Source organism: Shinella sp. 838 (genome assembly GCF_029623935.1).
Lineage (GTDB): Bacteria > Pseudomonadota > Alphaproteobacteria > Rhizobiales > Rhizobiaceae > Shinella.
The window spans coordinates 138,836-161,097 of the sequence record NZ_JARSBQ010000012.1; the positions used below are offsets into that span (position 1 = coordinate 138,836).

Below are 22,262 nucleotides of genomic sequence, written 5' to 3' on the forward strand. Positions count from 1 at the left end.
CAAGGCCATGAAGATTGGCGGCATTTGCCGGTCGCGCCGCCCGACCGTTTGGGAGGATAAACTCATGAACATCACACGCAGAGCATTAACGCAGGGTTTGGCGGCGCTCAGTGTTGCCGGAACGTTTCCATTGAAGGCGAGAGCGGCGGTCCAATTGAAATGGGCGCACGTTTACGAGACGGGCGAACCATATCATCTTCAGGCTGTGTGGGCTGCAGATGAAATACGCAAGCGGACCGACGGAGCGGTCGACATTTCTGTTTTCCCAGCCTCCCAACTCGGCAACGAAAACCAGATCAACGAGGGACTTGGTCTCGGTACAGTTGATATCATCTACACCGGAGCCGCTTTTGCCGGATCTATCCACAAACCGCTGTCAATCGCGAACGCACCGTTCATGTTGAGGGATTTTGACCATTGGACCGCATATCGCGACAGCAAGCTGTTTCGCGACATCGCTTCGGGGTACGAGAGCAAGACCGGTCACAAGGTCGTTTCTCTGACATACTACGGCCAGCGACACCTTACGGCGAATAAGCAGATCGACAAGCCTGAAGATATGACGGGCATGAAGCTGCGGGTGCCGCCGGCGCCGTTGTATCTCATGTTCACCAAAGCGATGGGCGCCAACGCGACCCCCATCGCCTTTGCCGAAGTCTACCTGGCGTTGCAGCAGGGTACGGTCGATGGCCAGGAAAATCCGCTTCCCACTATCAAGGCGAAAAAGTTCTATGAAGTGCAATCGCATATCATGCTCACAGGACACATCACTGAGTCACTTGTTACCGTTGTTGGTAGCCATGTCTGGTCGCAACTGAGCGATGAGCAGAAGTCTGTTGTAGAGCAGGTGCTCCAGCAGGCCGCGTTGCAGGCCACAAGCGAGATCCGTGATGCCGAGAACAAACTCGTGGGCGAGTTCCGCTCGCTCGGCAAGACGGTTGTTGAACTTGACCGCAGACCATTTATCGATGCAACAGTCCCGCTTCACAATGATCCGGAGTCGGGAGCCGGCTGGAGCAAGGAAGAGTACGACGCATTGCAAGCGCTCTAGCAGTCTTGGCGGCTGTTCGGCTGGGCGGGCGCCGGACAGCCTACCCCTTACTGCGTATGCCGCGCCAATCACCGGAGTTACCAATGAAAGACAAGTCTGCTGACGCTGGAGCGGCCAATGACCTACCCATTATCCATGTCGAGGCCGATGCGCCGGAGGCGATAACGCTGCATGTCGATGACATACTCGCTTTCATCATATTCTTGGTTATGGCCGGCGTAACGTTCCTGCAGTTTTTTTCTCGTTACGTGCTGAACGATTCAATTGCTTGGACCGAGGAAATCGCCCGTTATCTTCTGATGACCGTCACGTTTGTCGGTGCCGCCATCGTCTTCCGCCGACGCAGCAACATCGCAGTTGAAATCATCGTCGATGCGCTCCCGCCTACTTTGGGACGACTCATTCGGTTTCTAGCGGATTGTGTCACAGTTCTCTTCGTCGGCCTTTTGGCCTGGTTTTCCTGGACTGTTACGCAGCGCATGGCGATCCAACGAATGACGGTAATCGATCTATCGATGAGCATTGTTTATGCGGGTGTCGGTGTTGGATGTCTTCTGATGCTCTGGCGTGCAGTTCAGACCTTCATCGCCAATGCAAAGCGCGGATGGCAGTTTCCCAACCAAATCGACCAAACAGCTATTGATTGAGGTATGCCGTGGCGCTCCTGCTTATTGTTTTTTTTGGGATGCTGGTGATCGGAGTGCCCGTTTTTGTGGCACTTGGCGGCGCCTCCTTGGCTTATACACATTTCGTCGGTAATGTTCCCGACTTCGTTGTCCTGCATCGCATGGCGGGGGGCGTAGACAGCTTCCCGCTAATCGCTGTGCCATTCTTTATCCTTGCCGGCAACCTGATGAACTCCGCAGGTATCACCAATCGCATCTTCAGCTTTGCGACCGCGGCTGTTGGTTGGATGCGAGGCGGCTTGGGTCATGTAAACGTTCTTGCGTCGGTAATCTTTGCTGGCATGTCGGGCGCCGCCGTCGCCGATGCTGGCGGGCTTGGCACCATCGAGATCAAGGCGATGCGCGACCATGGCTACGATGACAACCTCGCCGTCGGCGTAACTGCTGCGTCTTCAACGATCGGCCCAATCATTCCACCATCCCTGCCGATGGTGATATTTGGCGTCATGGCGAATGTCTCGATTGGTCAGTTGTTTGCCGCGGGGTTCATTCCCGGCCTCCTGATGGCGTTGGTTCTCATGATCTACGTAAGCTGGTACTCGCGACGCCATAACATCGGTGCCGACCAAGCATTCCGTGTCAGTACGCTTGGGAGGACTTTCGTAGCGGCTGTCCCGGCTCTCATGACCCCTGTTATTATCATCGGCGGGATTGCCACCGGGGCCTTCACGCCCACTGAGGCGGCTATCGCCGCTTGCGCATGGGCCTTGTTGCTCGGGGCTTTCTACCGGACGCTGGATCTGAAACGCTTCTATACCATCAGCATCCAAACCATCGAGACCTCGGCCAGTGTCCTGATCATCGTCGCGGCGGCGTCGTTGTTCGGTTGGGTTTTGACCGTGACCCAGGTGACTGCTTACGTTACTGACCTGCTCCTCGGTATCACCACCGATCCTTTGATGCTCCTGCTGCTGATCAATGTTCTGATCCTGATTGTCGGGTGTTTCATGGAAACGATAGCAGCAATCTCTATTCTCGTACCGGTGCTTATGCCTGCGGTTCTGCACGCCGGAATCGACCCGGTACAATTCGGTGTGATCATGATTCTAAATCTTATGATTGGATTGCTGACCCCTCCGGTAGGGATGGTGCTTTTTGTGCTTGCCAAAGTCTCGGGACTGTCGGTCGAGGCCACGATGAAAACAATCGTACCTTATCTCTTGCCCTTGCTTGCTGTACTTGCCCTCATCAGTGCTTTCCCAGCCTTAACACTGTATCTTCCTACTCTGTGGTATCGATAGATCCTAGAAACCTGCCTCGAATTGTCTTCAGCTTTTTCAACCCTACACCCCGCCAAGTGGTTCAGCGAATATAGTGATCCATGATGAGAAGGGCATCGAAAACCTAAAGCGCCATGATGCGGTGGACCCGCTTGGCGTTGACGACAGGCTGATCGGCGGCTCGCCTTTCGCGGTTGAGGAGCGCGGCGATCCGTCGATAGCCATGGGTTGGCCTTTGATCCATCAGCCTGCGAATGACGGGCAGAAGCTCTGCATCCTCGGCCTTGCGATAGGACCCGCGCGGCTTCGATCTGCCTTTCAACCGCTCGACCAGGTTGGAACGGGAGACGCCCAGCGTGTCTGCGACGGTCTTCATCGGGAACCGTCCTTCGGCAGCAAGATCGGCCGCGATATCCGTTTTTTTGAGTCCGCTTTGGAAAGGGCTTCGCGGAGGATTTCGACCTCCATCGTCTTGCGGCCGAGCATGCGCTCCAACTCGCGGACACGATCCTCCAGCTTCTTCACTTCCGAATTGCCGACAACCGGCTCGTCAGAATCCAAGGATGCAGCACCTCCTTCGCTCAACAGCCTGCGCCACCGGTAAAGCAGATTGGGCGCAACGCCATGGCGGCGAGCGGTGGACGATACCGTCTTGCCTGGTTCGAAACTCTGCTGTAAGCGGTTAGGCAACCCCACGTAGCGCGTTTGTCGGTGGAAGCTCATTTTCTGCATGAGTCATGCGGAGAGTCATATGAGCGACAAGGTGAATCAGGTTCGGACCTTCGAAGTTTTGACGGCGACGCCGTCGCGACGTTCGCCGCGGCATTGGTCTGATGACGAGAAGGCGCGGCTTGTGGCGGAAGCGTTTTCGCCGGGAGGGACGGTGGCGGAGGTTGCACGCGCCTATGAACTGGACGTGTCGCAACTCTACGCATGGCGCAGGAAGGCACTTTCCTCGGGGGCGATGGCGCCATTGACGGTGCCATTGGGCGGTCGAACCATGTCGGAAAGCGAGCCGGTGAAGTTCGCGCGCTTTGAGACGGGCGGCAGCGCGACCGTAGAGATCGTTCTGGGTGATGTCGTTGTGCGGGTGCGCGGGGATATTGATCCGGATCAGTTGGCGGGAATTATCGGCGCGGTGCGCAAGGCATGATCGCTTCCGGCGTTGTGGTTTACGTGTCGTGCCAGCCGGTCGACTTCCGCAAGGGAGCCGCATCCTTGATGGCGCTGGTGCGGGAAGGCGGCCTCGACCCGTTCAATGGCGCGCTTTACGTGTTCAGATCGAAACGGGCGGACCGTGTCCGGATCGTCTGGTGGGACGGCAGCGGGGTCTGTCTCTATTCGAAAACCCTGGAAGAGAACAGCTTCTGCTGGCCGGGCATATCGGCGGCGCGGGTGCGTCTCGACCATTCGCAACTAATGGCGCTGCTGGCTGGAATGGATTGGAAGAAGATCCGTCCGGCCAAGGTTCGGCGACCGCTGCTGACGGGCTGATATCGGCCTGCGGCAAGATGAATCATGTCGCTGTAATGGTTGGGAAAACGGCTGCTTTTGTGCTCTATTGCCTCCCATGGTTTTGCCCATTCCCGACCTGCCGGACGACGTCGATGCGCTGAAAGCGATGATATCAGCGATGGCTGAGGAACGGGCTGCGAACGAGGCTCGGCTTGTCGCGGCACAAGCCGAGATCACCCGACTGGAAGCGGTCGAGAAAAGCGCCAACGAGCGGATTGCCAACCTCACATCGATCCTGAAGGTTCTGCAGCGCACCCAACATGGCACGCGTTCCGAGCGGCTGCGCCTGGCCGTCAACGACGAGCAAGTGTCCTTTGCCTTCGAGGAGATCGAGACGGGCCTTTCGGCGATCCAGAGCGAACTTGATCGCGCGCCCGGCGACAAGCCGAAACGCGCCCCGCGTCCGCGCAAGGGCTTTGCCGCTCATCTCGAACGCATCGAGGAGGTGATCGAACCGGACGTCCCCGCCGAGTGCGCGGGGCTGGAGAAGGTTCTGATCGGGGAAGACCGCTCAGAACGGCTGGATGTCGTGCCGCCGAAGTTCCGGGTCATCGTGACGCGCCGCCCCAAATACGCTTTCCGGGGACGCGACGGCGTGATCCAGGCCCTGGCGCCGGCACACATCATCGAAGGCGGCCTGCCGACGGAGCGGCTGCTCGCCTATATCGCCGTCTCCAAATACGCCGACGGTCTTCCACTTTACCGCCAGGAGGCGATCTATTTGCGCGACGGCGTCGAGATCAGCCGGAATTTGATGGCCCAATGGATGGGGCATCTGGGCTTCGAGCTCCAGATCTGCGCCGATTATATCCTCGAGCGGGTCAAAGAGGGCGAAAGGGTCTTTGCCGACGAAACGACCTTGCCCACCTTGGCGCCCGGCTCAGGGAAAACGACGAAAGCCTGGCTTTGGGCTTACGCGCGCGATGATCGACCCTACGGCGGAACCAGCCCGCCGATGGTTGCTTATCGGTTTGAAGACAGCCGAGGCGCCGAGTGCGTGGCGCGGCATCTCTCCGGCTTTAGCGGCATCCTGCAGGTCGACGGTTACTCGGCCTATAGCAACCTGGCCAAGGCGCGGGCCACGACCGGCAGCAACGAGACGATCCAGCTCGCGGGCTGTTGGGCTCATCTTCGGCGCAAGTTTTACGACCTGCACATCAGCGGGGTCTCGCAGGCGGCGACAGACACCATCGTCGCCATGACCGAACTGTGGAAGGTCGAGGACGAGGTTCGCGGCAAGGACGCCGGCACCCGAGCCCGCCGCCGTCAGGAAACGTCCTCGGTCATCGTCACCAGCCTCTTCGAGCTGTGGGAAAAGGAGCTGGGTAAGGTATCGGGAAAATCCAAAACTGCTGAGGCGATCCGCTACGCGCTCACACGGCGTGAGGCCCTCGAACGCTTCCTGATGGACGGCCGTATCGAAATCGACTCCAACATAGTCGAACGCGCGATCAGGCCCCAAACAATTACGAGAAAAAACAGTCTGTTCGCCGGAAGTGAGGGCGGTGGACGGACATGGGCCACGCTGGCCACCTTGCTGCAGACCTGCAGAATGAACAGCGTCGATCCGCTGAACTGGCTATCCCAGACCTTGACCCGCATCGCTCAAGGCTGGCCGGTAGCGGATATCGAGGCGCTTATGCCCTGGAACTTCAAGCCTGAAGCCATCGGCTGACCGCTTACACTCTGCTCGATGATCGTCAGTTTCTGTTCGGTTGTCCACCGCCTGCGGCGGACATTCACCCGTCAGCAATTCAACATGTCGATACTCGTTAGACATAAGCCTGTCCTCAAGCCTGTGCTTGAGCCTTTCTGCTTATGCCGACTGTCCGGTCGAAATGGGGGGCAGTTCAAATCGTAAGCGGCGCGGAGATCTTCAGACGAAGCACAAGCCTAAAGAGATCGGCGCGAAACTGGGTCAGGTTGACGTTGTGCTTTCACAAGGCCGCTCGACCGGAGAAGTGGTTCGACTAAATACAGCCCGACCTGGTAAGCGCTGCTACAGGTCGGCTTTGGAGGTTGGCGACGAGTTCTGCAGGGCCGACAATCACCGATTGTGCCCTATGTGCTGCTCTGGCCCTCTGGCCCAAACGTTTCATAAAGAATGCTGGTCGGGGGAATGCCTGCGGCTTCCAGGTCCCGCTGGAGACCTGAGAGGAACGCTGCGGGGCCGCAAAGCATGTAGCGAGCGTCGGGGCCCGCGCCGAGGGCGAGTAGGCTTTCGGCTGTGATGCGGCCCTTGGCGTCATAGTCTTCGCCAAGCCGTTCATCCGCACCGGGCTGACTGTAGAACAGCTTTTCGCGGAGGCGAGGGCTGGCCTCGATCAGGCCGGCGACCTCTTTGCGCATGGCATCGGCCGCGCCGTTGCGTGCTCCGTGGACATACCAGACATCGCGCTCCTGTTGGTCGACATTCGCCCAGATTGCAGACAGCATGGGTGTCAGCCCCACGCCCGCGCTGACCAGCACTAGCGGGCAATCAGAACAAGGTACGACAAACTCGCCCGATGGTTTTTTTGCCTCGATGAGGCTGCCTTCTTGAAGATCGTCATGGAGGAACCGGGACACCAGCCCCTTGTTCTCACGCTTCACGCTGATGCGGTAGAAACGACGCTCCTGTGGAGGTCCAGACAGGGAGTAGGAACGTCTCGAGATGCCGCGATGACCGGGGATTTGCACCTCGATGGGCAGGTGTTGCCCGGCCTCGAACGGGTCCAGAGGGCGACCATCGGCAGGGGTCAGATAGAAAGACGTGATCGCGTCGCTTTCGCGAATCTTCTTGGCAATGCGAAGGCGACGCGACACGTGGTCCATCTTAGTCCAGCGTAGCGACACCGCGCCGGGGCGGTCGATCACGGCTTCGATGTCGACCGCGATCATCCTCCATGCGTCTGGATCATGCGCGCCTTTGGGAGACCAGTCGATGGTCGCGCGGCCGGTGACGTGCAAAAGGCCACCTGTCTCGAAGTCGATGAACAGCAAACCTACGCGGGGGTCAGACAGTATATTTCCAATGGTGTTGAAGAAATTGTTGCCCGCATAGTCCGGGATCAGCAGGCGTTTGGGGCTGGGCGCATGGACAAACCCCGGCACCCCGCCGCGATGACTGGCGTCGTAGCCGCGCGCGGCTCCGTCCGCCTTGGGATGGCCCGAGCCAATGAACAGTGTGTCTGCGGCAATTATACGGGCGATTTGGTGTTCGTTTAGCGCGTTGGATCGTAGTGCGACCCCCGGCGTTGTCTCTACCTGCGCGACGGCACGTTCGCGAATGTGCTGCGGGCAGTTGCCAAATGTCTGGCGGATGTCGATCACATAGCCATCGCCTGAAGGGCGCACATGCCCGCTGAAGCGGTTGCGGCGGCGAGTTGCCAGTTCGATGCCCACGACACCGATATCCGAGCCTTCATTGAAGGCAGCGACAAGGGGGTCGTCTGCTTGTAGTGTTGTGGTAATCCCAAGGTGGCGCGGGTCGGGCGAAGTAACGAAGCCCTCCGGCCCTTCCAGCAATGTCACCCAGGTCCGGCCCCGTGCGTCAGCCGCCGAAACCACGAGAAAAGGCAAATTCGTATGAAAATCGCGATGCTGCTCGGGCAGGAAATCGCGGATAAAGCTGCCCACGCGTGCTGCCACGTCGCCCGCGCCCGCGCGCTCCTGTGCGGCACGCTCGCCTTCGTGGAAGGGGTTGCGGATGCCGGTCGTTCTCATGGCGTTTCTCCTGCAAGGAAGGGCACCAGGGGAGGGAGGACCCCCGGGTGCGGGGCGCGCATCAGGCCAGTTCGGGGATGGGCGATTTGGCCATGGGCACGAAGTTCGGCTGCGCCTCGATCCGCGACAGCCAGGCACGCACGTTCGGATAGGGGGCAAGGTCCACACCGCCTTCGGGGGCGTGAGCTATGTAGCTGTAGCCTGCTACATCGCTGATGGTGATCATATCGGCCGCCAACCAGTCGCGGTTCGCCAGATGCGTTTCCATCACCTTGAAAAGGTCATGCGCCTTGGCGACAGCCGCGCCGTGGTCGTGGCCGGAGCCAAACACTTTAACCAACCGCGCCGCGCAGGGCCCGGCATAGATATTATCCGCCGCAACCGTTAGCCAACGCTGCATTTCGGCGGCCTCTTTCGGATCTGAAGGCATCCAGTGCGACCCTTTGGCATAGGTCTGCACAAGGTAGATCAGGATCGCGTTGCTGTCTGCCAGCGTATAGCCGCCATCTTCAATGGCCGGAACCAGACCGAAGGGGCTGATTTTGACGTACTCGGGTGCCTTGTGCGCGCCGTTTGCCATATCGAGGTCAACGGTCTCGTAAGCAAGGCCGAGGAAGGCCAGCATCAGCTCTACCCGGTGGCAATGGCCGGATTTCGGGTTGCGGTAGAGTTTAATCGGGGTTGTCATTGTTTCGGTCCTTGCGATGTGAAGTTAGAGTCCCAGGTCGCTGAGGCCCGGGTAATCATCGGGGCGACGACCAAGTGGCCAGCGAAAGAGGCGCTCCTCCTCCGTGATGGTTATTTCGTTGATGGAGGCATGGCGATGCGCCATCAGGCCGTTTTCGTCGAACTCCCAGTTCTCGTTGCCATAGGCGCGGAACCAGTGACCGCTGTCGTCCCGATATTCATAGGCGTAGCGAACGGCGATGCGGTTGGCCGTATAGGCCCACAGTTCCTTGATCAGTCGATAGTCAAGCTCCTTGTTCCACTTGCGGGCCAGGAATTCCTCTATCTCTTTGTGGCCCCTTGGAAACTCGGCCCGGTTTCGCCATTGGCTATCGTGCGTATAGGCCAGCACGACCTTAGCGGGGTCGCGGCCGTTCCAGCCGTCTTCGGCCATGCGCACCTTCTGCCGGGCGGAGGCCTCGGCAAAGGGGGGCAGTGGCGGACGCCCCGCTTTGGTGGTCATCTGGCAAATCCTCTTGTTGGCTTGTCGGTAAGGTAGCTCCATTGCTAATATGAAAGAATAGTGGAAATGGAAAAGTCACTCTTCCAGAAATTGGAATAAACCTATGGATCGTATCCAGATGCTCGAGGTCTTCGTCGCTGTCGCCGAGGCGCAGAGTTTTGCTGGCGGCGCGCGGTCTATTGGTCTTAGTCCGCCATCGGTTACACGCGGCGTCAATCAGCTGGAGGAGGGTCTGGGCGCGCGACTGTTCACACGCACCACCCGCATTGTTCGGCTGACGGATGTGGGGCAGGCCTATCTGGCAGAGGTCCGTGGTATCCTTGCAGATTTGACTGCGGCGGACGCTTTGGCATCCGGCACGGCCGCGCGGCCAACAGGCCATTTGCGGGTCACGGCCCCGGTTGAGTTCGGACGGATCCTTATCGCGCCGATCTTGGCCGATTTCCTGGATCGTTATCCCGATGTTTCTGCGGAGTTGGTAACAGTCGATCGTGTGGTAAACCTGTTGGACGAAGGCATCGACGTCGCCTTGCGGATTGGTGAGTTGCCCCCTTCGGGCCTTATGGCCCTGTGCATTGGGCATGTGCGGCGTGTCGTCTGTGCGTCACCGGACTATCTTGAGCGAAATGGGATCCCAAAAACCCCGTCGGAACTGGCGCATCACAATATCATCTCCATCGCGGGTGTAACGCCTAACACGGAATGGCGGTTCGGGGAGACCCAGGGGCAGACGGTTCGGCTAAAGCCCCGTCTTTCGGTTTCAAACGTCGGAGCGGCGCTGGAACTGGCGCGACAGGGATGGGGGATCACCCGGGCTTTGTCCTATCAGGTGAGGCCGGATCAACGGACAGGTGCCTTGCGAACGATATTGAAAGGCTATGAGCCCGCCCGCCTGCCTGTCCATCTTGTGCACCAAGAAGGTCGACGGGTGCCCGCTAAACTGCGCTGCTTTCTGGATTTTGCCCGCAAGAGACTGCGGGGAATGGCTGTATTGAACGGCTGAGACCCACTTGGAGTGAACCCCTAGGTCTGGACCACGGGACACGGGAAAATTGATACACTGGGGCCTCAATCGGAGAAGGCTTATAAAGTCCTGGGGCCATATCGACGGCATTCGACGCCGTTCAAGTTGCAGCTTTGCCGGGATATCCGAAACGGTGTCATCGGACGGCGCGACGCCCAGCGTAGCTACGGCGTTTCGGCCAATCTCATCCAGCTATGACTCACGCATGTTGGTTTCCACGCGGAACTGAACCCCCATTATGCGCCTAACCGGCTCAGTTCTGCGTGGAAACCAAACACCTAACCGCTTACGATGTGTGATTTGACACTTCAAATGGTCCTCCGCCGTCAGGCCTGACTACACCTAGTCTTTGAGTGTGAAATCGATATGGACGTGATTGCCACCCGGATCACGCAAATGAAATTGAACGAGTCCAACGCCTTCCAGTTCAAGGCGCTTAGGGTGTCAACCCACCCATTGCGACTTGTGATTGGCTCCCTGCCATGGTCTGTCGTCACTGGCATAGGCCCAGAGCTGTCCGGTCTTGGTCTTTCCGCGGCCCGGATCGAGCACCGGAGCAGTCGTCTCGTCGGCGAATAGCTTGGACGATGTCTTGAGTTGTTCGAGCAGCCTCTGATGGATCGGGCGCAGATGCCAGGCGGCGCGGCCGACCCAGTCGGCAAGTGTCGACCGATCGAGATCAATCCCTTGGCGCTTGTAGATTTGCGCCTGTCTGTAGAGCGGCAAGTGATCGGCATATTTGGAGACCAGCACCTGGGCGACGGTCGCCTCCGTTGGAATGCCACCTTCGATCAGCCGCGCGGGAGCCGGAGCCTGGACGACAACCTCCTCACAGGCGCGGCAGGCATATTTGGGACGGCGCACCACCAGAACGCGTAACTGGGCAGGCACGATGTCGAGCTTCTCGCTGACATCTTCGCCGATCCGGTGCAGGTCGTGGCCGCAACAAGGGCAGTCATGGCTTTCGATGTCGATGACCACATCGATGCGCGGCAGATGGGCGGGAAGTGATCCGCGGTTTGTCCGCCGCTTGGCGATCCGCTCCCGGCGCAGATCGCTCGATGCCTGCTCCTTGTCTTCCAGGCCATCCGCCTCGACCTGTTCGGCCTCTTCGAGCCCAAGGAGAAGCTGATCTTCGGGAAGCGTCTCTGCGCGACGGCCGAAACGATGACGCTGCAATTCCTTGATGATCTGGCGCAGCCTGGCGTTCTCAAGCTCACGCGAAAGCACCATGGCTTTCAGCGCGTTCAGGTCGTCGGGAAGCTCCTCAGTCGTCATCGTCATGGACCGACAACAGCACAATCCGGCTACCAAGACGAGGGTGTGGATGAGGCTGATTCAATTGGTCGCGGCGACTATCCCGCCGCCTCCGGGACACGCATCTCGAGCGGCGCATGAACACGCTTCCAGTCCAGCCCCTCGAACAAGGCCGAGAACTGGGCGGCCGTCAGACGCATCGCTCCATCCTGCATCTTGGGCCAATGGAACTCGCCATCTTCCAGCCGCTTGGAGACCAGGCAAACGCCGCTGCCGTCCCAGAAGACGAGCTTGATCCGGTCCGCCCGTTTGGCCCGGAACACGTAGATCGCACCGGAGAACGGATCGGCCCCCATCTCGGCCTTGACCAGCGCCGCCAGGCCCTCCGCACCTTTGCGGAAATCAACAGGCCGGGTGGCGACCATCACCTTTACAGCTCCCGAAGGTCCGATCACGACGTTGCCTTCACAGCCTGGATAACGGCAGCAATTGTCACGGCGTCGGTGCCGGATGCGATCCGGACGATCGCCCCGCCGAGCTCCAATTCGATTGCGCTGCTGCCCGACTTCCTTCTCGCTGCACGCGGCGATTCCTGCTCTTTCGCTACAGGCGTCGTGGGCACATCCAGGACGGCCGGCGCAAACATCGGAATATCAACATCAGGCGAAGCTGCCAGGGGCTTGCGGGCGAGCCGTCGCCAGGTGAACAGTTGCTGCGGGGTCAAGCCGTGACGCCGCGCTACAGTGCAGACCTTCACGCCCAGCTCGTAACTCTCGGCGACGATCTGCGCCTTCTGCTCATCACTCCACTCGCGACGGCGGCCGCTGCCGGTGAAAACCTCGAACCTGCGAACCCGTTCGTCGTCGCTGGATTTAAGCGTAAGCTGTGAAATTGACATATGTCCAAGCCCTCGTTCGGGCTCACCATCGTCAATCACGCACTGATCCGGAAGGTGCGGTCAGAACACCGCTTACGTCCAAACTGCAGCCTCTCATTATGAATGAGGGACTGGCAAGGGGGAGCAGGCCGTTTGAACTAAGGTCAGCCTTCAGGATTTGCCAGTACCGATTTCACGTATTTATCTATGTCGCGCGCAAGGTGTTCATCAGAGAAGCCGGCGCGTGCCCGAAAGACCACCCTCTGTCGTAAATCGAACATCAGTTTAGCTCGATCCGCGCTTGGAAAGTTTTTTGGCAATTTGCCGAGTAATGAGACCTGTGCGCGGGTGACTGGACCGGTGCGAATATCTGTGATTCTATCAATCCGAACAATGGATTGAGGGATGCGATGGGGCGGCGGCGCATTGGGCAGGAGAGGTTCGGTTTTGCCGTTGATGGCGGTAAACAGTCATCATTGGATGAGCTTGCGAAGCTGATCGAATGGATGCCGATTGATCGCTCTCTCTCGGTTATTTCCTGTGCTGCCAGGGGCGAGCCTGCGTGGCCGCCGCTGTCGTTGTTCAAGGCCATGCTGCTGTCGATCTGGAATGACTTGTCCGACGTCAAGCTCGCCGAAGCGCTGGACGATCGCACCTCTTTCCGACGGTTCAGTGGGTTCTCGGTGCCGGAACCGACACCGGAGCGCACCGCCTTCGTTCGTTTCCGCAAGGCGCTCGTTGCGCACGGACTGGACAAGATCCTGTTCGAGCAGATCACCGGTCAGCTCAAGGCAAAGGCGATGCGGGTGAACCGGTAGGCGATCAGCGCTTGGCCTGCACGGCGCTGGCCGAGGTTGCAGAGGGTAGGCCAAGTGCGGGTGCTGGACCAGGGCGATGAGATTTCCAAAACGATGTGGATAGAGGCCGAGCAAGCTGATTGACCGAACGGCCCGCTGCCCAGATGTTCGGCATTCTGCGGGTCATTCAATGGCGTATTGTAAAGGCTGATCACGCTTCGGTGACGCTGTCACGCAGGCATCTACCCAGCCCGCAGTCTCCTTGGGACTACAGGGCCTGGCAGACCGCATCGCTTACCGAAAACGGCGTGACCCTTGAGTTATCGGTGCGCCACGAAGGTGAAAACCCTTGCCTTACGGGCTTAGGCAGCCCCCTTTTCACTCGAAAGACACAGACACACACGGCTGACCGCGCCGGCACTGAGCGTCTGGAGTGAACGCAACGTACGTTTGCCGGACGAGAAAGGCTCTTCAAGCGATCCCCGCGCTTCGACCGGAAGATCACCGTCACCCCGGAATGCGGATCGAGCTTCAATTCGGTCTGCACCATCAAAGCCAGCGCCTGATGCCCACAGCGGAAGTCCACCGGACGCGTTGCGATCAGGATTGGCAGTCGCTGGCCAGCGACGATCATGTCGTCCCTCGTACTGCCTGCACCAGAGCCGCTACGCGCTCAACCGGCACATCGCCAGGAACCCGCATCACAACGTCCGGGCCGATCTCCAGCGTCAAGACCGGCAAAACCGCCGCCGGCAGCGGCGGCGCCAAAACATTCACAGTCTCGCTCGGCTCCACCGCAATCGCCAAAGGTACAAAGGCAGGCTCGCCATCCCCGATCTCCGACGGGCCCGACATAGCCTCAAAAGGCAGGGCCAGAATGCCCTCGCGCGCTTGCCGGCGCCAGAAGGAAAGCTGGTGCGGAACAACGTCGTGACGGCGTGCGACATCAGCAACTCGAACACCAGGCTCAAAGCTTTCCGCGACAATCCGCGCCTTCATATCTTCCGGCCAACGCCGGTTCCCACGACGCGGCTCGACAACCTCGTAGCGCCCAACAAATCCATCATCTGCCATGCCAATCTCCAGATAGTCCTGGAAACCTTCTCGCACACGCAGAAAGCCTCAAAATATAGCCAACCCAATGGGACGCAGACGGCGCTTACCTTTTAACGGCGCGATTTGGGCTTGAGATTCTGCTCGTTGATTTGGGAGGACGATTTTTCAATGGACGAGCGGAACGATGGTGCCAGGGTTGAAGCCATGTGTGATGCCAGGCACGAAGGGCAGTATCGACGGGTCGAGGTAATTACGTTCGAGGCATTCCAGTGGTGAGGGCGAATTGAGAGGCACTTCGATGATCCGAAATCCCGATTCGATAAGGGTCTCGGCGGTCTCGATTGCTCGCTCGGGTTCAAGGCCGCGAAGTATGGCGATCTGTCCGCCGTCAGATGATTTGAGACACGAGGGCCCGACCGAGAACTGACCGAGAACTGAGGATCCTAAGCTGTAGCGATTTGAAATCGAACAGATTCCGGGCTGAGAGGCGGATACTACCTTATGAGCAGGACGATCCCCGGGCCCTGTGTTTCGGCCCGGGGATCAGTGAAAAGGAAATTATGACCAACGCCGAAATTACAATGCGAGTTTTAGCCCGACTATGCCCGTGAGGATCAAGCCAACGCAAGCAAGTCGCAATGCCGTGACCGGTTCAGCAAGGAACAGGATGCCGAAGATCACGGGTCCGACTGTGCCGATTCCGGTCCAGATCGCGTATCTGGTTCCAAGTTGTATGCTGCGCAGCGCGAGACCCAGCAGAACAAGGCTGACGATCATCGAACCGGCCGTCAGGTCTGTCGGCAACGGGCGGGTGAAGCTCTCAGTGTACTTCAAACCAACGGCCCAGCCGATTTCGAACAAGCCGGCGAAAAGCAGGCACACCCATGCCATGTCTCTCGCCTATGCTATGGCGATTTCGGGTTTGGCGCGCTGGAACATACCGAAAAGATCACGCGGGTCGTCCGGGTCGGCGATCATGTCGAGCCGCGTGAAAAAGGGTGTGCCCTTGATGGCCTTGGCGACATAGCGGAGGGCGCTGAAATCCTCGATGGCAAAGCCTACGCTGTCAAAGAGGGTGATCTGCCGGTCATCGTTGCGACCCTCAGCTTCGCCAGTAATCACCTGCCATAGTTCGGTAACCGCGTGATCTGAGGCCAGCTGCTGGATTTCGCCTTCAATCCGTGTTTGGGGTGGATACTCGACAAAGATCGACGACCGCAGCAGAATGTCGCGATGCAGCTCTGTCTTGCCAGGACAGTCGCCGCCGATTGCGTTGATATGAACGCCCGTGCCAACCATGTTGTCGGTCAGGATCGTGGCGTATTGCTTGTCAGCGGTGCAGGTCGTGATGATTTGCGCACCTTCGATCGCCTCTTGCCCCGACTGGCAATGCACGACCTTCAGCCCGCTTCGCTCCAGGTTTGCCGCACATCGCGCGGTGGCCGAGGGGTCGATGTCATAGAGTCGCACCGTGTCGATGTCACAGACGGTCTTGAAGGCTAGACACTGAAATTCTGACTGCGCGCCGTTGCCTATCATCGCCATCGTGCGTGCCGATTTGGGTGCCAGATGCTTTGCGGCCATCGCACTTGTCGCCGCGGTGCGTAGCGCGGTCAGGAGAGTCATTTCGCTAAGCAGTTTCGGATATCCCGACCCCACATCCGCCAGAAGCCCGAACGCCGTCACGGTCTGCAAGCCTTCGGCGGTATTCTTGGGGTGACCGTTGACGTACTTGAAGCCATAGGTATGCCCGTCCGAGGTTGGCATCAACTCGATTACGCCCACATCAGAATGGCTGGCCACGCGCGGCGTCTTGTCGAACAGCGGCCAGCGGCGGAAATCGGCCTCGATCTCGGCGGCCAGATCGGTCAGCACCTTCTCGACACCGATGTGATGGACAAGGCCCATCATGTGCTCGACAGAGACAAAGGGAACATAGGCAAGTTTCGAGGGCAGGGAGGACATGGGATCTCCTCAGGTCGTTTGGGGGGTACGGGCGCTCAGATGCAGCCCAGCAATCATGCATCGGACGGATCCGCCCGCGTGTTCGATAGTGGGAATGTCCAGTGGCAGCAGGGCCACATGGCGCTCCAGCGTCTCGCGTTGTTCGGCATCGAGCGACCGCAGCGCCCGCGACGACAGCGCCAGAACCAGCCCGTCACGCCCCTGCAATTCGATGGCATTGCCCGCGAAATCCGCGATCTGGGCACGGCTCAGTTCGATGATGTCACGTTCGCCACGGCGGAGGCGTTCGGCCACCTCGCGGCGGCGCGGTGCATCGGGAATGGAGTCGAGCCCGATTATCGCGAAATCGGTGCCGATGCACATCAGCACATTGGTGTGATAGATTGGCTGGCCGTTCGCATCGACTGCATCAAAGACCACCGGTTCATAGTTGAAATGGGTGCAAAACCTTTCCAGCAGGATCTCGCTGGTGCGTTTCGACCGCGCGGCATAGGCGACCCGCTCCAGGTGGTCGATGACCATGGCGCCGGTGCCTTCGAGGAACAGGTTGTCCTGTTCTAGCCCCGAATAGTCGATGATGTCTTGCACGCGGAAGTCACGCTTGAGCCTCTCCAGCACGTCCTGTCGCCGCTCGGCCCGTCGATTGGGCGAATACATCGGGTAGACCGCGACATGCCCTCCGGAATGGGTGGAAAACCAATTGTTCGGAAAGACGGAATCCGGTGTGGCGGTGCCTTCGTCCTCGAACAGGTAAACATGCACGCCGACGGCCTGCAACGCCTCGACGGCGCGAGTGACCTCGGCATGGGCGGCCTGCGCCAGGGTTGCGGTATCGCTGTCGGTATTCTTCTGGAAATGGTTGTCGAGCGCGGTTTCCGCGTTCGGGGTGAAATGGTGCGGACGTATCATCACGACCGAGGCCGGGGCCTGAAGCGAGGAACGGGGCATGGAGCAGAGCTTTCCTGTGCAAAACTGTGCCCAATACCTATCCGGACGGGTTAATGAATTGCATTGCCACGATGATATTTTTGCAAAGCTTTCTTGCGCAAATTGCTTGGTTCGGATGTTAATATTGCCATGCACATCTATGATGATCTCGATCGAAGGCTGATCACGCTTCTGCGTGAAGACGGGCGGGCACCCGTATCCAAGCTGGCGACAATCCTCGACGTGTCCCGGGCGACGGTGCAGGCGCGGATCGACCGGTTGCTGGACAGCGGCGCGGTGCTGGGTTTCACCATCCGCGCCCGCGAGGACAGCGGACCCCAAGGCGTGCGGGCGATCATGATGATCGAAGTCTCCGGCCAGTCGACGACGCAGGTGATCCGCTCCTTGCGAGGCATCCCGGCGTTGCACCAGCTGCACTCGACCAATGGAAATTGGGACCTCGTCGCACAGCTCAGTGTTGAAAGCCTGGCAGATTTCGACCGCGTGCTGCGCGAGGTGCGTGGCATCCCCGGCATAACCAATAGCGAGACCTCGATTCTCCTGAGCTCGGTTTAGGTAGATCATGAGCGGATCCGAGCGGCTTGGTTCATCGGCACGTCCGGTAGCCTGGCTACGACCAGACCGGAGACGATGATGATGCCGATGCCGATCCAACTGATTACGTCCGTCGCGGTCCCCCACAGGGCCAATCCCCAGAAAGCAGCGAAAACAAGAAAGGAGTACTCGTAAACTGCTACGTTTGCCGGTCTGCCGATCCGATAGGCTTGTGCGATAAGCGTCACAGCGATCACCGCGCCTGCAGCCTGGAAAAGGGTCAGCCACAGGAAACGGAACGTCACCGGCGCCCACGGGCGGGTAAGGAATGTCTCGCCCGGAGCAAGAGCCGTGACGCAGACCAATCCAAGGCTGAATAGTCCGATGGTGGCAAAGACGCCAAACGCCAGTGCCACGGGGCTTTCATGTGCACAGAACTCACGCGTCAGGAGCATTCCGAATCCGTAGAGCGCCCCCGCCGCAAGGGGCAGGACAGCCATGACTGACAGCGCCGCCGCGTCGGGCCGCAGAACCATGAGCGCCCCAGCAAAGCCGCCAATGACCGCTAGCACACGCAAGCCGCCAATCCGGGCGCCAAACACCATGAAAGACAGCAGCAACACCCAGATCGGGGCGCTGAACAGGCCCGCTCCCGCCTGAGCCACCGGCAACGTCCCAAGCGAGGCAAAGTAAAGCAGTAGCCCTGCCGATACGAAGGCGCTTCGCAGGGCTAGCCGCCCCCAATGTTTCGGTGCGACCGAAACGCGCACGGTGCGACCCAGCAACACCAGGAGTGGCAGCGCGAAGAGCGTGCGGAAGATCTGGAATTGCCACAGGCCGGCCTCCTCGGCGATCGATGCGACGAAGTTGTCGATTAGACTGAGGATTGCTGAGGCTGCCAGCGCCAGTGCCGCCGCTTGAAGATTTGTATTTGCCGTCATGGTCTCATGGCTCAGGAAATTAGGCCGCCGCTTTTCCGTCCATTGCGGTCAGTACTTCGTCCAGCGACCGGATGGCGCCATGTTGCAGGTATTCCATCGCTTTCACCGAGGCCTGGTGCGCGGCAAGGCTGGAACCCGCCACGCAATCCTCGATCACGCGGCAGAAGTAATCGCCCTGATGCCCGTCCACGAAGGTGTAATGCACGCAGACATCGGTAAGCCCGCCGGTGAGCAGCAGGGTGTCGACCTTGAGGCCCCGCAGCAGGATTTCCAGGTCGGTGCCGTAGAAGGCCGAATAGCGGCGTTTCTGGATCTTGTAGTCATCGGGGCGGATGCCAAGTTCGTCTTCGGCCAGCGCGGTCAGCGGATTGCTGTCGAGGCAGTGGATATCCTCGTCGCCGTCGGTTTCGCGGCCCATGTCCACCAAGTCAGCGCGGTGGATTTCCTGGATGAAGATAACGGGAATGCCGACCTCGCGCGCGCGGTTGATTGCGATCTTGGTGCGGGCCATGCGGTCCGCGTAGTCGGGCATGTGTGCGATGGACCGCTTGTCATCGGGGATCGGCGCGAAGGTCGATTTCTGGATGTCGATGACGATCAGGGCGGCTTTGCCCTCGATAAGGGCGCGCTTGTTGGGTTTGCCGTTCAGCATGATGGTTTCTCCGTCAGGACGATTTGCTTGTATCGGCCCCAAGCAGTTGGGGCAGGTTTGCGAACCGCGCGATCAGGGAAAAGACCAACGCGGAAATTGCGAGGAAGGTAATGGCTCCGACGGCCATCGTCGGCGTGAACCCGTTCCGGAGCGAGTTGAAGATCTGCACTGTTACGGTCGAGTAGCCCGAGGCCGAGACGAAGAAGATCACTATGAACTCGTTGAAGCTGAGCACGAGCGCAAAGAAGAATCCCGAGGCGGTGAAGGGCATCATTTGCGGCAGGATGATGGTGCAAAAGGCCGTGGCCTCGCTCGCGCCCATGGTCGCGGCCGCATCCAGATGCGCACGGTCGATGGATTGTAGCCCGATTGACAACGTGGTCAGTGGCAGGGCCAGGAACAGGATCGTATGGCTGAGAATGCCGGACCACAGGTCGCCAAGCGCGCCCAAATATCCCCAGAAGAACACCAGCCCGACACCGAAGACGATGGGCGGCAAAGCAAAGGGCATCGAGGCCAGGCCAGCGACCAGCTTTGAGGCTCGGCTTTTGCGGCGCCAAAGAGCGTATGCGATCGGCCATGCAGTCAGCACCGCAAGTGCCGCGCTTGAGAAGGCCACGATGAACGATGTCCGGAGCGAGCGCACCCAGATTTCTTCGGTCAGGAAGAACTCGGCAAAGCGGGCAAGTGTGGGGTCTTCGGGCGGGAAGAACATCGTGCGCCCGCCATTCAGCGCCGCAAGGCAGACGACAAGGATCGGGAAGACGATCCAGAGCGCGGCAAATCCCATGTAGGCGCGTGCAAGGAGTTTTCCCATCTCAGCGCCCTCCGGTCTTGGCAGACAGGAAGCGCTGTCCGATGACCAGAACCGCTGCGGCTGTCAGCACGAGCACCACCGCCTGCGCGGATCCGAAGGGTGCGTTCAGCGTCGATCCGCGCACCGCTTCGTAAACCGAGATGGATAGCGTTTGCTGCGAAGGCTCGGCAAAGACAGCGATGGTGACGTAGGCACCCAGCAGGAACACGAAGAGCAAGAGTACGGCGCCCACCAGCGGCGTCCGGACCATCGGCATGACCACTGTGCGGACGACCGTGAAGGGGCTGGCGCCCATGGTGCGGGCAGCCTCGACCACTTCACGGTCGATTTTCGAAATCGGCGGATAGAGCAGTATCACGGCGTAGGGCCACACCAGATAGGTCAGCGTCAGGATTGTTGCGAACTCGCTGGGCTTGAAACGCACGTTGCGCGGCGTCGCTAGCCCCCATTCGCGCAGCAGGTCCAATCCACCGTTGGCCTTCAGCCAATTGGTCAGCCCGGTTTCCTGGAACACCATCGGCAAACCAGAACGGTTCGACATCAGGATGTCCCAACCCATGACGATGAAGACCTCGGAGAAGGTCAGACTGCACAGGAAGAAGACCAGCCAAACCGTTTGCGCCCGGCGCGATGCCCGTGTCATCAGCCAGACAAATGGGAAGGCGGTGGCAACGGCGAGGATTGCGGCCACCAGAGCGTACCAGACCGAATACCAAAGATATTTGACGTAGAGCAGCGAAACGCTGTCCGGATACTCCGTGCCGACGAAGAAGCGCTTGTAGTTGGTCAGTTCGAACCCCCAGATCCAACCCGCGCCTTCGACCTTGTGGCCGAAACTGATCGCAAAGACGAGGAGGAAAGGCACCACCGAAAGGACCAGAACAAATGCCACATGCATCGTTTTCAAGCCCTTCAGGAGGGGGCGACTATGCAGGGTCGAGGCGCTCATGCGGATTTGCTTTCGGTAGCAGGCAAGAGATGCAGAGTGTCGGCCGGAAACTCGATGCTCAGTTGATCGCCGATGCGGACGGTCTCGTGAAAGCTGCCCGGGATTTCCGCCGTTACGTGACCGGCAGGCGTTTCAAGATGGATCTCGCGCGCCACACCCTCGTCACGCACAAATATGACTTTGCCCGGCAGGCTGTTCTTGATCGGGGCACTCTCCAAAAGCCGTACAGCCTCGGGCCGACAGAACAGCGTTACAGGATCGCCCGTACCGAATTCGCCGTGGTCGTGAACCGCAAATTCGGTACCGCCCAGCTTAACGCCGTGTTCTGTTGCACGCCCTTGCAAGAGGTTGGCGTTGCCAATGAACGAAGCAACGAATGAGTTGGCAGGGCGGTGGTATATTTCCTGCGGCGTGCCGACTTGCTCGACCCGGCCATGGCTCATCACCACGATCCGATCGGCCATGGTCATCGCCTCTCGCTGGTCATGGGTGACGACAATTGTGGTGATACCGAGCCGCTGCTGGAGTAGCCGCAATTCCATCTGCATGTCATTACGCAGCTTGGCGTCCAGTGCCGACATGGGTTCGTCGAGCAGGAATATTTCGGGCTCCTGGGCCAGCGCCCGTGCGATGGCGACCCGCTGGCGTTGGCCGCCGGACAGTTCGCCGATTCGGTTCTGCCCCTTGTCGCCGAGCTGCACCAAGTCCAGCAATTCTTGCGCCCGCGCCCGTCGGGTCGCAGCATCTACCCCGGCAATGCGCAGGCTGTACGACACGTTGCGCCCGACGTTCAGGTGCGGAAAAAGCGCAAAAGACTGGAACACCATGCCGAACTTGCGTTTTTCTGCAGGAAGTGGCGCGATGTCCCGCCCGTTCAGCAGGATGCGCCCCTTGGTCGGGCCCTCCAACCCGGCAATCATCCGCAAGAGCGTAGTTTTCCCGCAGCCGGAGGGGCCGAGAAGCGCGGTGAGTTTTCCCCGCTCGAATGTCAGGTTCGCGCCCTGCACCGCGACGAAGCTGCCAAACTCCTTACGCACATCTTCTAGAATAAGATCAGACACTTCCTTGGCCCCCTTCAT

At 59.5% G+C, this 22,262-nt stretch carries 24 protein-coding genes and 2 pseudogenes; 9 read left to right on the top strand and 17 right to left on the bottom strand.

Going from position 1 to position 22,262, the window contains the following annotated elements; genetic code table 11:
- Positions 1-70: 70 nt before the first annotated feature.
- From P9A16_RS27445 to P9A16_RS27455, 3 genes are all read left to right on the top strand, one after another.
- Positions 71-1,051: a sialic acid TRAP transporter substrate-binding protein SiaP gene (locus P9A16_RS27445; RefSeq protein WP_443021705.1), complete on the top strand. Its 981-nt coding sequence runs from the start codon at positions 71-73 to the stop codon at positions 1,049-1,051.
- 83 nt (positions 1,052-1,134) lie between these two features.
- A complete protein-coding gene (locus P9A16_RS27450) occupies positions 1,135-1,698 on the top strand; it encodes a TRAP transporter small permease (protein WP_278026161.1) in 564 nt (187 codons plus the stop codon).
- 8 nt (positions 1,699-1,706) lie between these two features.
- Entirely contained in the window at positions 1,707-2,978 is a 1,272-nt protein-coding gene (locus tag P9A16_RS27455) for a TRAP transporter large permease (protein ID WP_278026162.1), read from the top strand.
- A gap of 112 nt (positions 2,979-3,090) precedes the next feature.
- Here the strand turns inward: P9A16_RS27455 and P9A16_RS27460 are convergent.
- A pseudogene (locus P9A16_RS27460) lies at positions 3,091-3,635 on the bottom strand (transposase); the annotation flags it as partial.
- A 73-nt stretch (positions 3,636-3,708) separates the two neighbouring features.
- On the opposite strand from P9A16_RS27460, the gene tnpA (P9A16_RS27465) reads away from it, so the two are divergent.
- From tnpA (P9A16_RS27465) to tnpC (P9A16_RS27475), 3 genes are all read left to right on the top strand, one after another.
- Positions 3,709-4,110: an IS66-like element accessory protein TnpA gene (gene tnpA / locus P9A16_RS27465; protein ID WP_037405095.1), complete on the top strand. Its 402-nt coding sequence runs from the start codon at positions 3,709-3,711 to the stop codon at positions 4,108-4,110.
- A complete protein-coding gene (tnpB, locus tag P9A16_RS27470) occupies positions 4,107-4,451 on the top strand; it encodes an IS66 family insertion sequence element accessory protein TnpB (protein WP_112700979.1) in 345 nt (114 codons plus the stop codon). Before tnpA (P9A16_RS27465) ends, tnpB (P9A16_RS27470) begins: the two co-directional genes overlap by 4 nt.
- 76 nt (positions 4,452-4,527) lie before the next feature.
- Entirely contained in the window at positions 4,528-6,147 is a 1,620-nt protein-coding gene (gene tnpC, locus P9A16_RS27475) for an IS66 family transposase (protein WP_278026163.1), read from the top strand.
- 386 nt (positions 6,148-6,533) lie between these two features.
- On the opposite strand, the gene P9A16_RS27480 is transcribed toward tnpC (P9A16_RS27475), so the two are convergent.
- From P9A16_RS27480 to P9A16_RS27490, 3 genes are all read right to left on the bottom strand, one after another.
- Positions 6,534-8,177 carry an FAD-binding oxidoreductase gene (locus P9A16_RS27480; protein ID WP_278026164.1) on the bottom strand — a complete coding sequence of 548 codons (1,644 nt, stop codon included), beginning with the start codon at positions 8,175-8,177 and terminating at the stop codon, positions 6,534-6,536.
- A 61-nt stretch (positions 8,178-8,238) separates the two neighbouring features.
- Complete coding sequence (locus tag P9A16_RS27485; protein WP_278026165.1) at positions 8,239-8,865, bottom strand: glutathione S-transferase family protein; 627 nt, start codon at positions 8,863-8,865, stop codon at positions 8,239-8,241.
- 24 nt (positions 8,866-8,889) lie between these two features.
- Positions 8,890-9,366 carry a nuclear transport factor 2 family protein gene (locus tag P9A16_RS27490; protein WP_278026166.1) on the bottom strand — a complete coding sequence of 159 codons (477 nt, stop codon included), beginning with the start codon at positions 9,364-9,366 and terminating at the stop codon, positions 8,890-8,892.
- Positions 9,367-9,469: 103 nt separating this feature from the next.
- Here P9A16_RS27490 and P9A16_RS27495 point away from each other — a divergent pair, with 103 nt between their 5' ends.
- On the top strand, positions 9,470-10,369 hold the full coding sequence (locus P9A16_RS27495) for a LysR family transcriptional regulator (RefSeq protein WP_278026167.1): 900 nt from the start codon (positions 9,470-9,472) through the stop codon (positions 10,367-10,369).
- A 489-nt stretch (positions 10,370-10,858) separates the two neighbouring features.
- On the opposite strand, the pseudogene tnpC (P9A16_RS27500) reads toward P9A16_RS27495, so the two are convergent.
- The 3 genes and pseudogenes from tnpC (P9A16_RS27500) to tnpA (P9A16_RS27510) all read right to left on the bottom strand — a co-directional run.
- A pseudogene (gene tnpC / locus P9A16_RS27500) lies at positions 10,859-11,674 on the bottom strand (IS66 family transposase); the annotation flags it as partial.
- Positions 11,675-11,745: 71 nt separating this feature from the next.
- Positions 11,746-12,102, bottom strand: coding sequence for an IS66 family insertion sequence element accessory protein TnpB (gene tnpB / locus P9A16_RS27505; RefSeq protein WP_278026168.1), 357 nt, complete (start codon positions 12,100-12,102; stop codon positions 11,746-11,748).
- Positions 12,099-12,584: an IS66-like element accessory protein TnpA gene (tnpA, locus tag P9A16_RS27510; RefSeq protein ID WP_278026169.1), complete on the bottom strand. Its 486-nt coding sequence runs from the start codon at positions 12,582-12,584 to the stop codon at positions 12,099-12,101. Before tnpA (P9A16_RS27510) ends, tnpB (P9A16_RS27505) begins: the two co-directional genes overlap by 4 nt.
- Positions 12,585-12,922: 338 nt before the next feature.
- Between tnpA (P9A16_RS27510) and P9A16_RS27515 the strand changes: the two genes are divergently transcribed.
- Entirely contained in the window at positions 12,923-13,342 is a 420-nt protein-coding gene (locus P9A16_RS27515; protein ID WP_278026170.1) for a transposase, read from the top strand.
- 247 nt (positions 13,343-13,589) lie between these two features.
- Here P9A16_RS27515 and tnpB (P9A16_RS35820) read toward each other — a convergent pair whose 3' ends face one another.
- From tnpB (P9A16_RS35820) to ctlX, 5 genes are all read right to left on the bottom strand, one after another.
- The gene (gene tnpB, locus P9A16_RS35820) at positions 13,590-13,955 is read right to left on the bottom strand and encodes an IS66 family insertion sequence element accessory protein TnpB (protein WP_443021700.1); all 366 of its coding nucleotides are present in this window, start codon (positions 13,953-13,955) and stop codon (positions 13,590-13,592) included.
- Positions 13,952-14,395 (bottom strand): IS66-like element accessory protein TnpA, encoded by a 444-nt coding sequence (tnpA, locus tag P9A16_RS27520; protein WP_278026171.1) that lies wholly within the window; start codon positions 14,393-14,395, stop codon positions 13,952-13,954. Before tnpA (P9A16_RS27520) ends, tnpB (P9A16_RS35820) begins: the two co-directional genes overlap by 4 nt.
- Before the next feature lie 558 nt (positions 14,396-14,953).
- Positions 14,954-15,268 carry a DMT family transporter gene (locus P9A16_RS27525; protein ID WP_278026172.1) on the bottom strand — a complete coding sequence of 105 codons (315 nt, stop codon included), beginning with the start codon at positions 15,266-15,268 and terminating at the stop codon, positions 14,954-14,956.
- Positions 15,269-15,277: 9 nt separating this feature from the next.
- On the bottom strand, positions 15,278-16,342 hold the full coding sequence (locus tag P9A16_RS27530) for an ornithine cyclodeaminase (RefSeq protein WP_278026173.1): 1,065 nt from the start codon (positions 16,340-16,342) through the stop codon (positions 15,278-15,280).
- A 9-nt stretch (positions 16,343-16,351) separates the two neighbouring features.
- Entirely contained in the window at positions 16,352-17,290 is a 939-nt protein-coding gene (gene ctlX / locus P9A16_RS27535; protein ID WP_278026174.1) for a citrulline utilization hydrolase CtlX, read from the bottom strand.
- Between the two features lie 129 nt (positions 17,291-17,419).
- On the opposite strand from ctlX, the gene P9A16_RS27540 reads away from it, so the two are divergent.
- On the top strand, positions 17,420-17,845 hold the full coding sequence (locus tag P9A16_RS27540) for an Lrp/AsnC family transcriptional regulator (RefSeq protein ID WP_278026247.1): 426 nt from the start codon (positions 17,420-17,422) through the stop codon (positions 17,843-17,845).
- 5 nt (positions 17,846-17,850) lie between these two features.
- Here the strand turns inward: P9A16_RS27540 and P9A16_RS27545 are convergent, their stop codons facing one another.
- From P9A16_RS27545 to P9A16_RS27565, 5 genes are read right to left on the bottom strand one after another with little or no spacing between them, the layout of a single operon-like run.
- Positions 17,851-18,765: a DMT family transporter gene (locus P9A16_RS27545; protein ID WP_278026175.1), complete on the bottom strand. Its 915-nt coding sequence runs from the start codon at positions 18,763-18,765 to the stop codon at positions 17,851-17,853.
- Positions 18,766-18,784: 19 nt separating this feature from the next.
- Entirely contained in the window at positions 18,785-19,417 is a 633-nt protein-coding gene (locus P9A16_RS27550) for a cysteine hydrolase family protein (RefSeq protein WP_278026176.1), read from the bottom strand.
- Between the two features lie 13 nt (positions 19,418-19,430).
- Positions 19,431-20,234, bottom strand: coding sequence for an ABC transporter permease (locus tag P9A16_RS27555; RefSeq protein ID WP_278026177.1), 804 nt, complete (start codon positions 20,232-20,234; stop codon positions 19,431-19,433).
- 1 nt (position 20,235) lies between these two features.
- Positions 20,236-21,183, bottom strand: a complete 948-nt coding sequence (locus P9A16_RS27560) for an ABC transporter permease (protein ID WP_278026178.1) — start codon at positions 21,181-21,183, stop codon at positions 20,236-20,238.
- Positions 21,180-22,244, bottom strand: a complete 1,065-nt coding sequence (locus P9A16_RS27565) for an ABC transporter ATP-binding protein (RefSeq protein ID WP_443021706.1) — start codon at positions 22,242-22,244, stop codon at positions 21,180-21,182. The genes P9A16_RS27560 and P9A16_RS27565 overlap by 4 nt, the downstream gene beginning before the upstream one ends.
- Between the last annotated feature and the right edge of the window lie 18 nt (positions 22,245-22,262).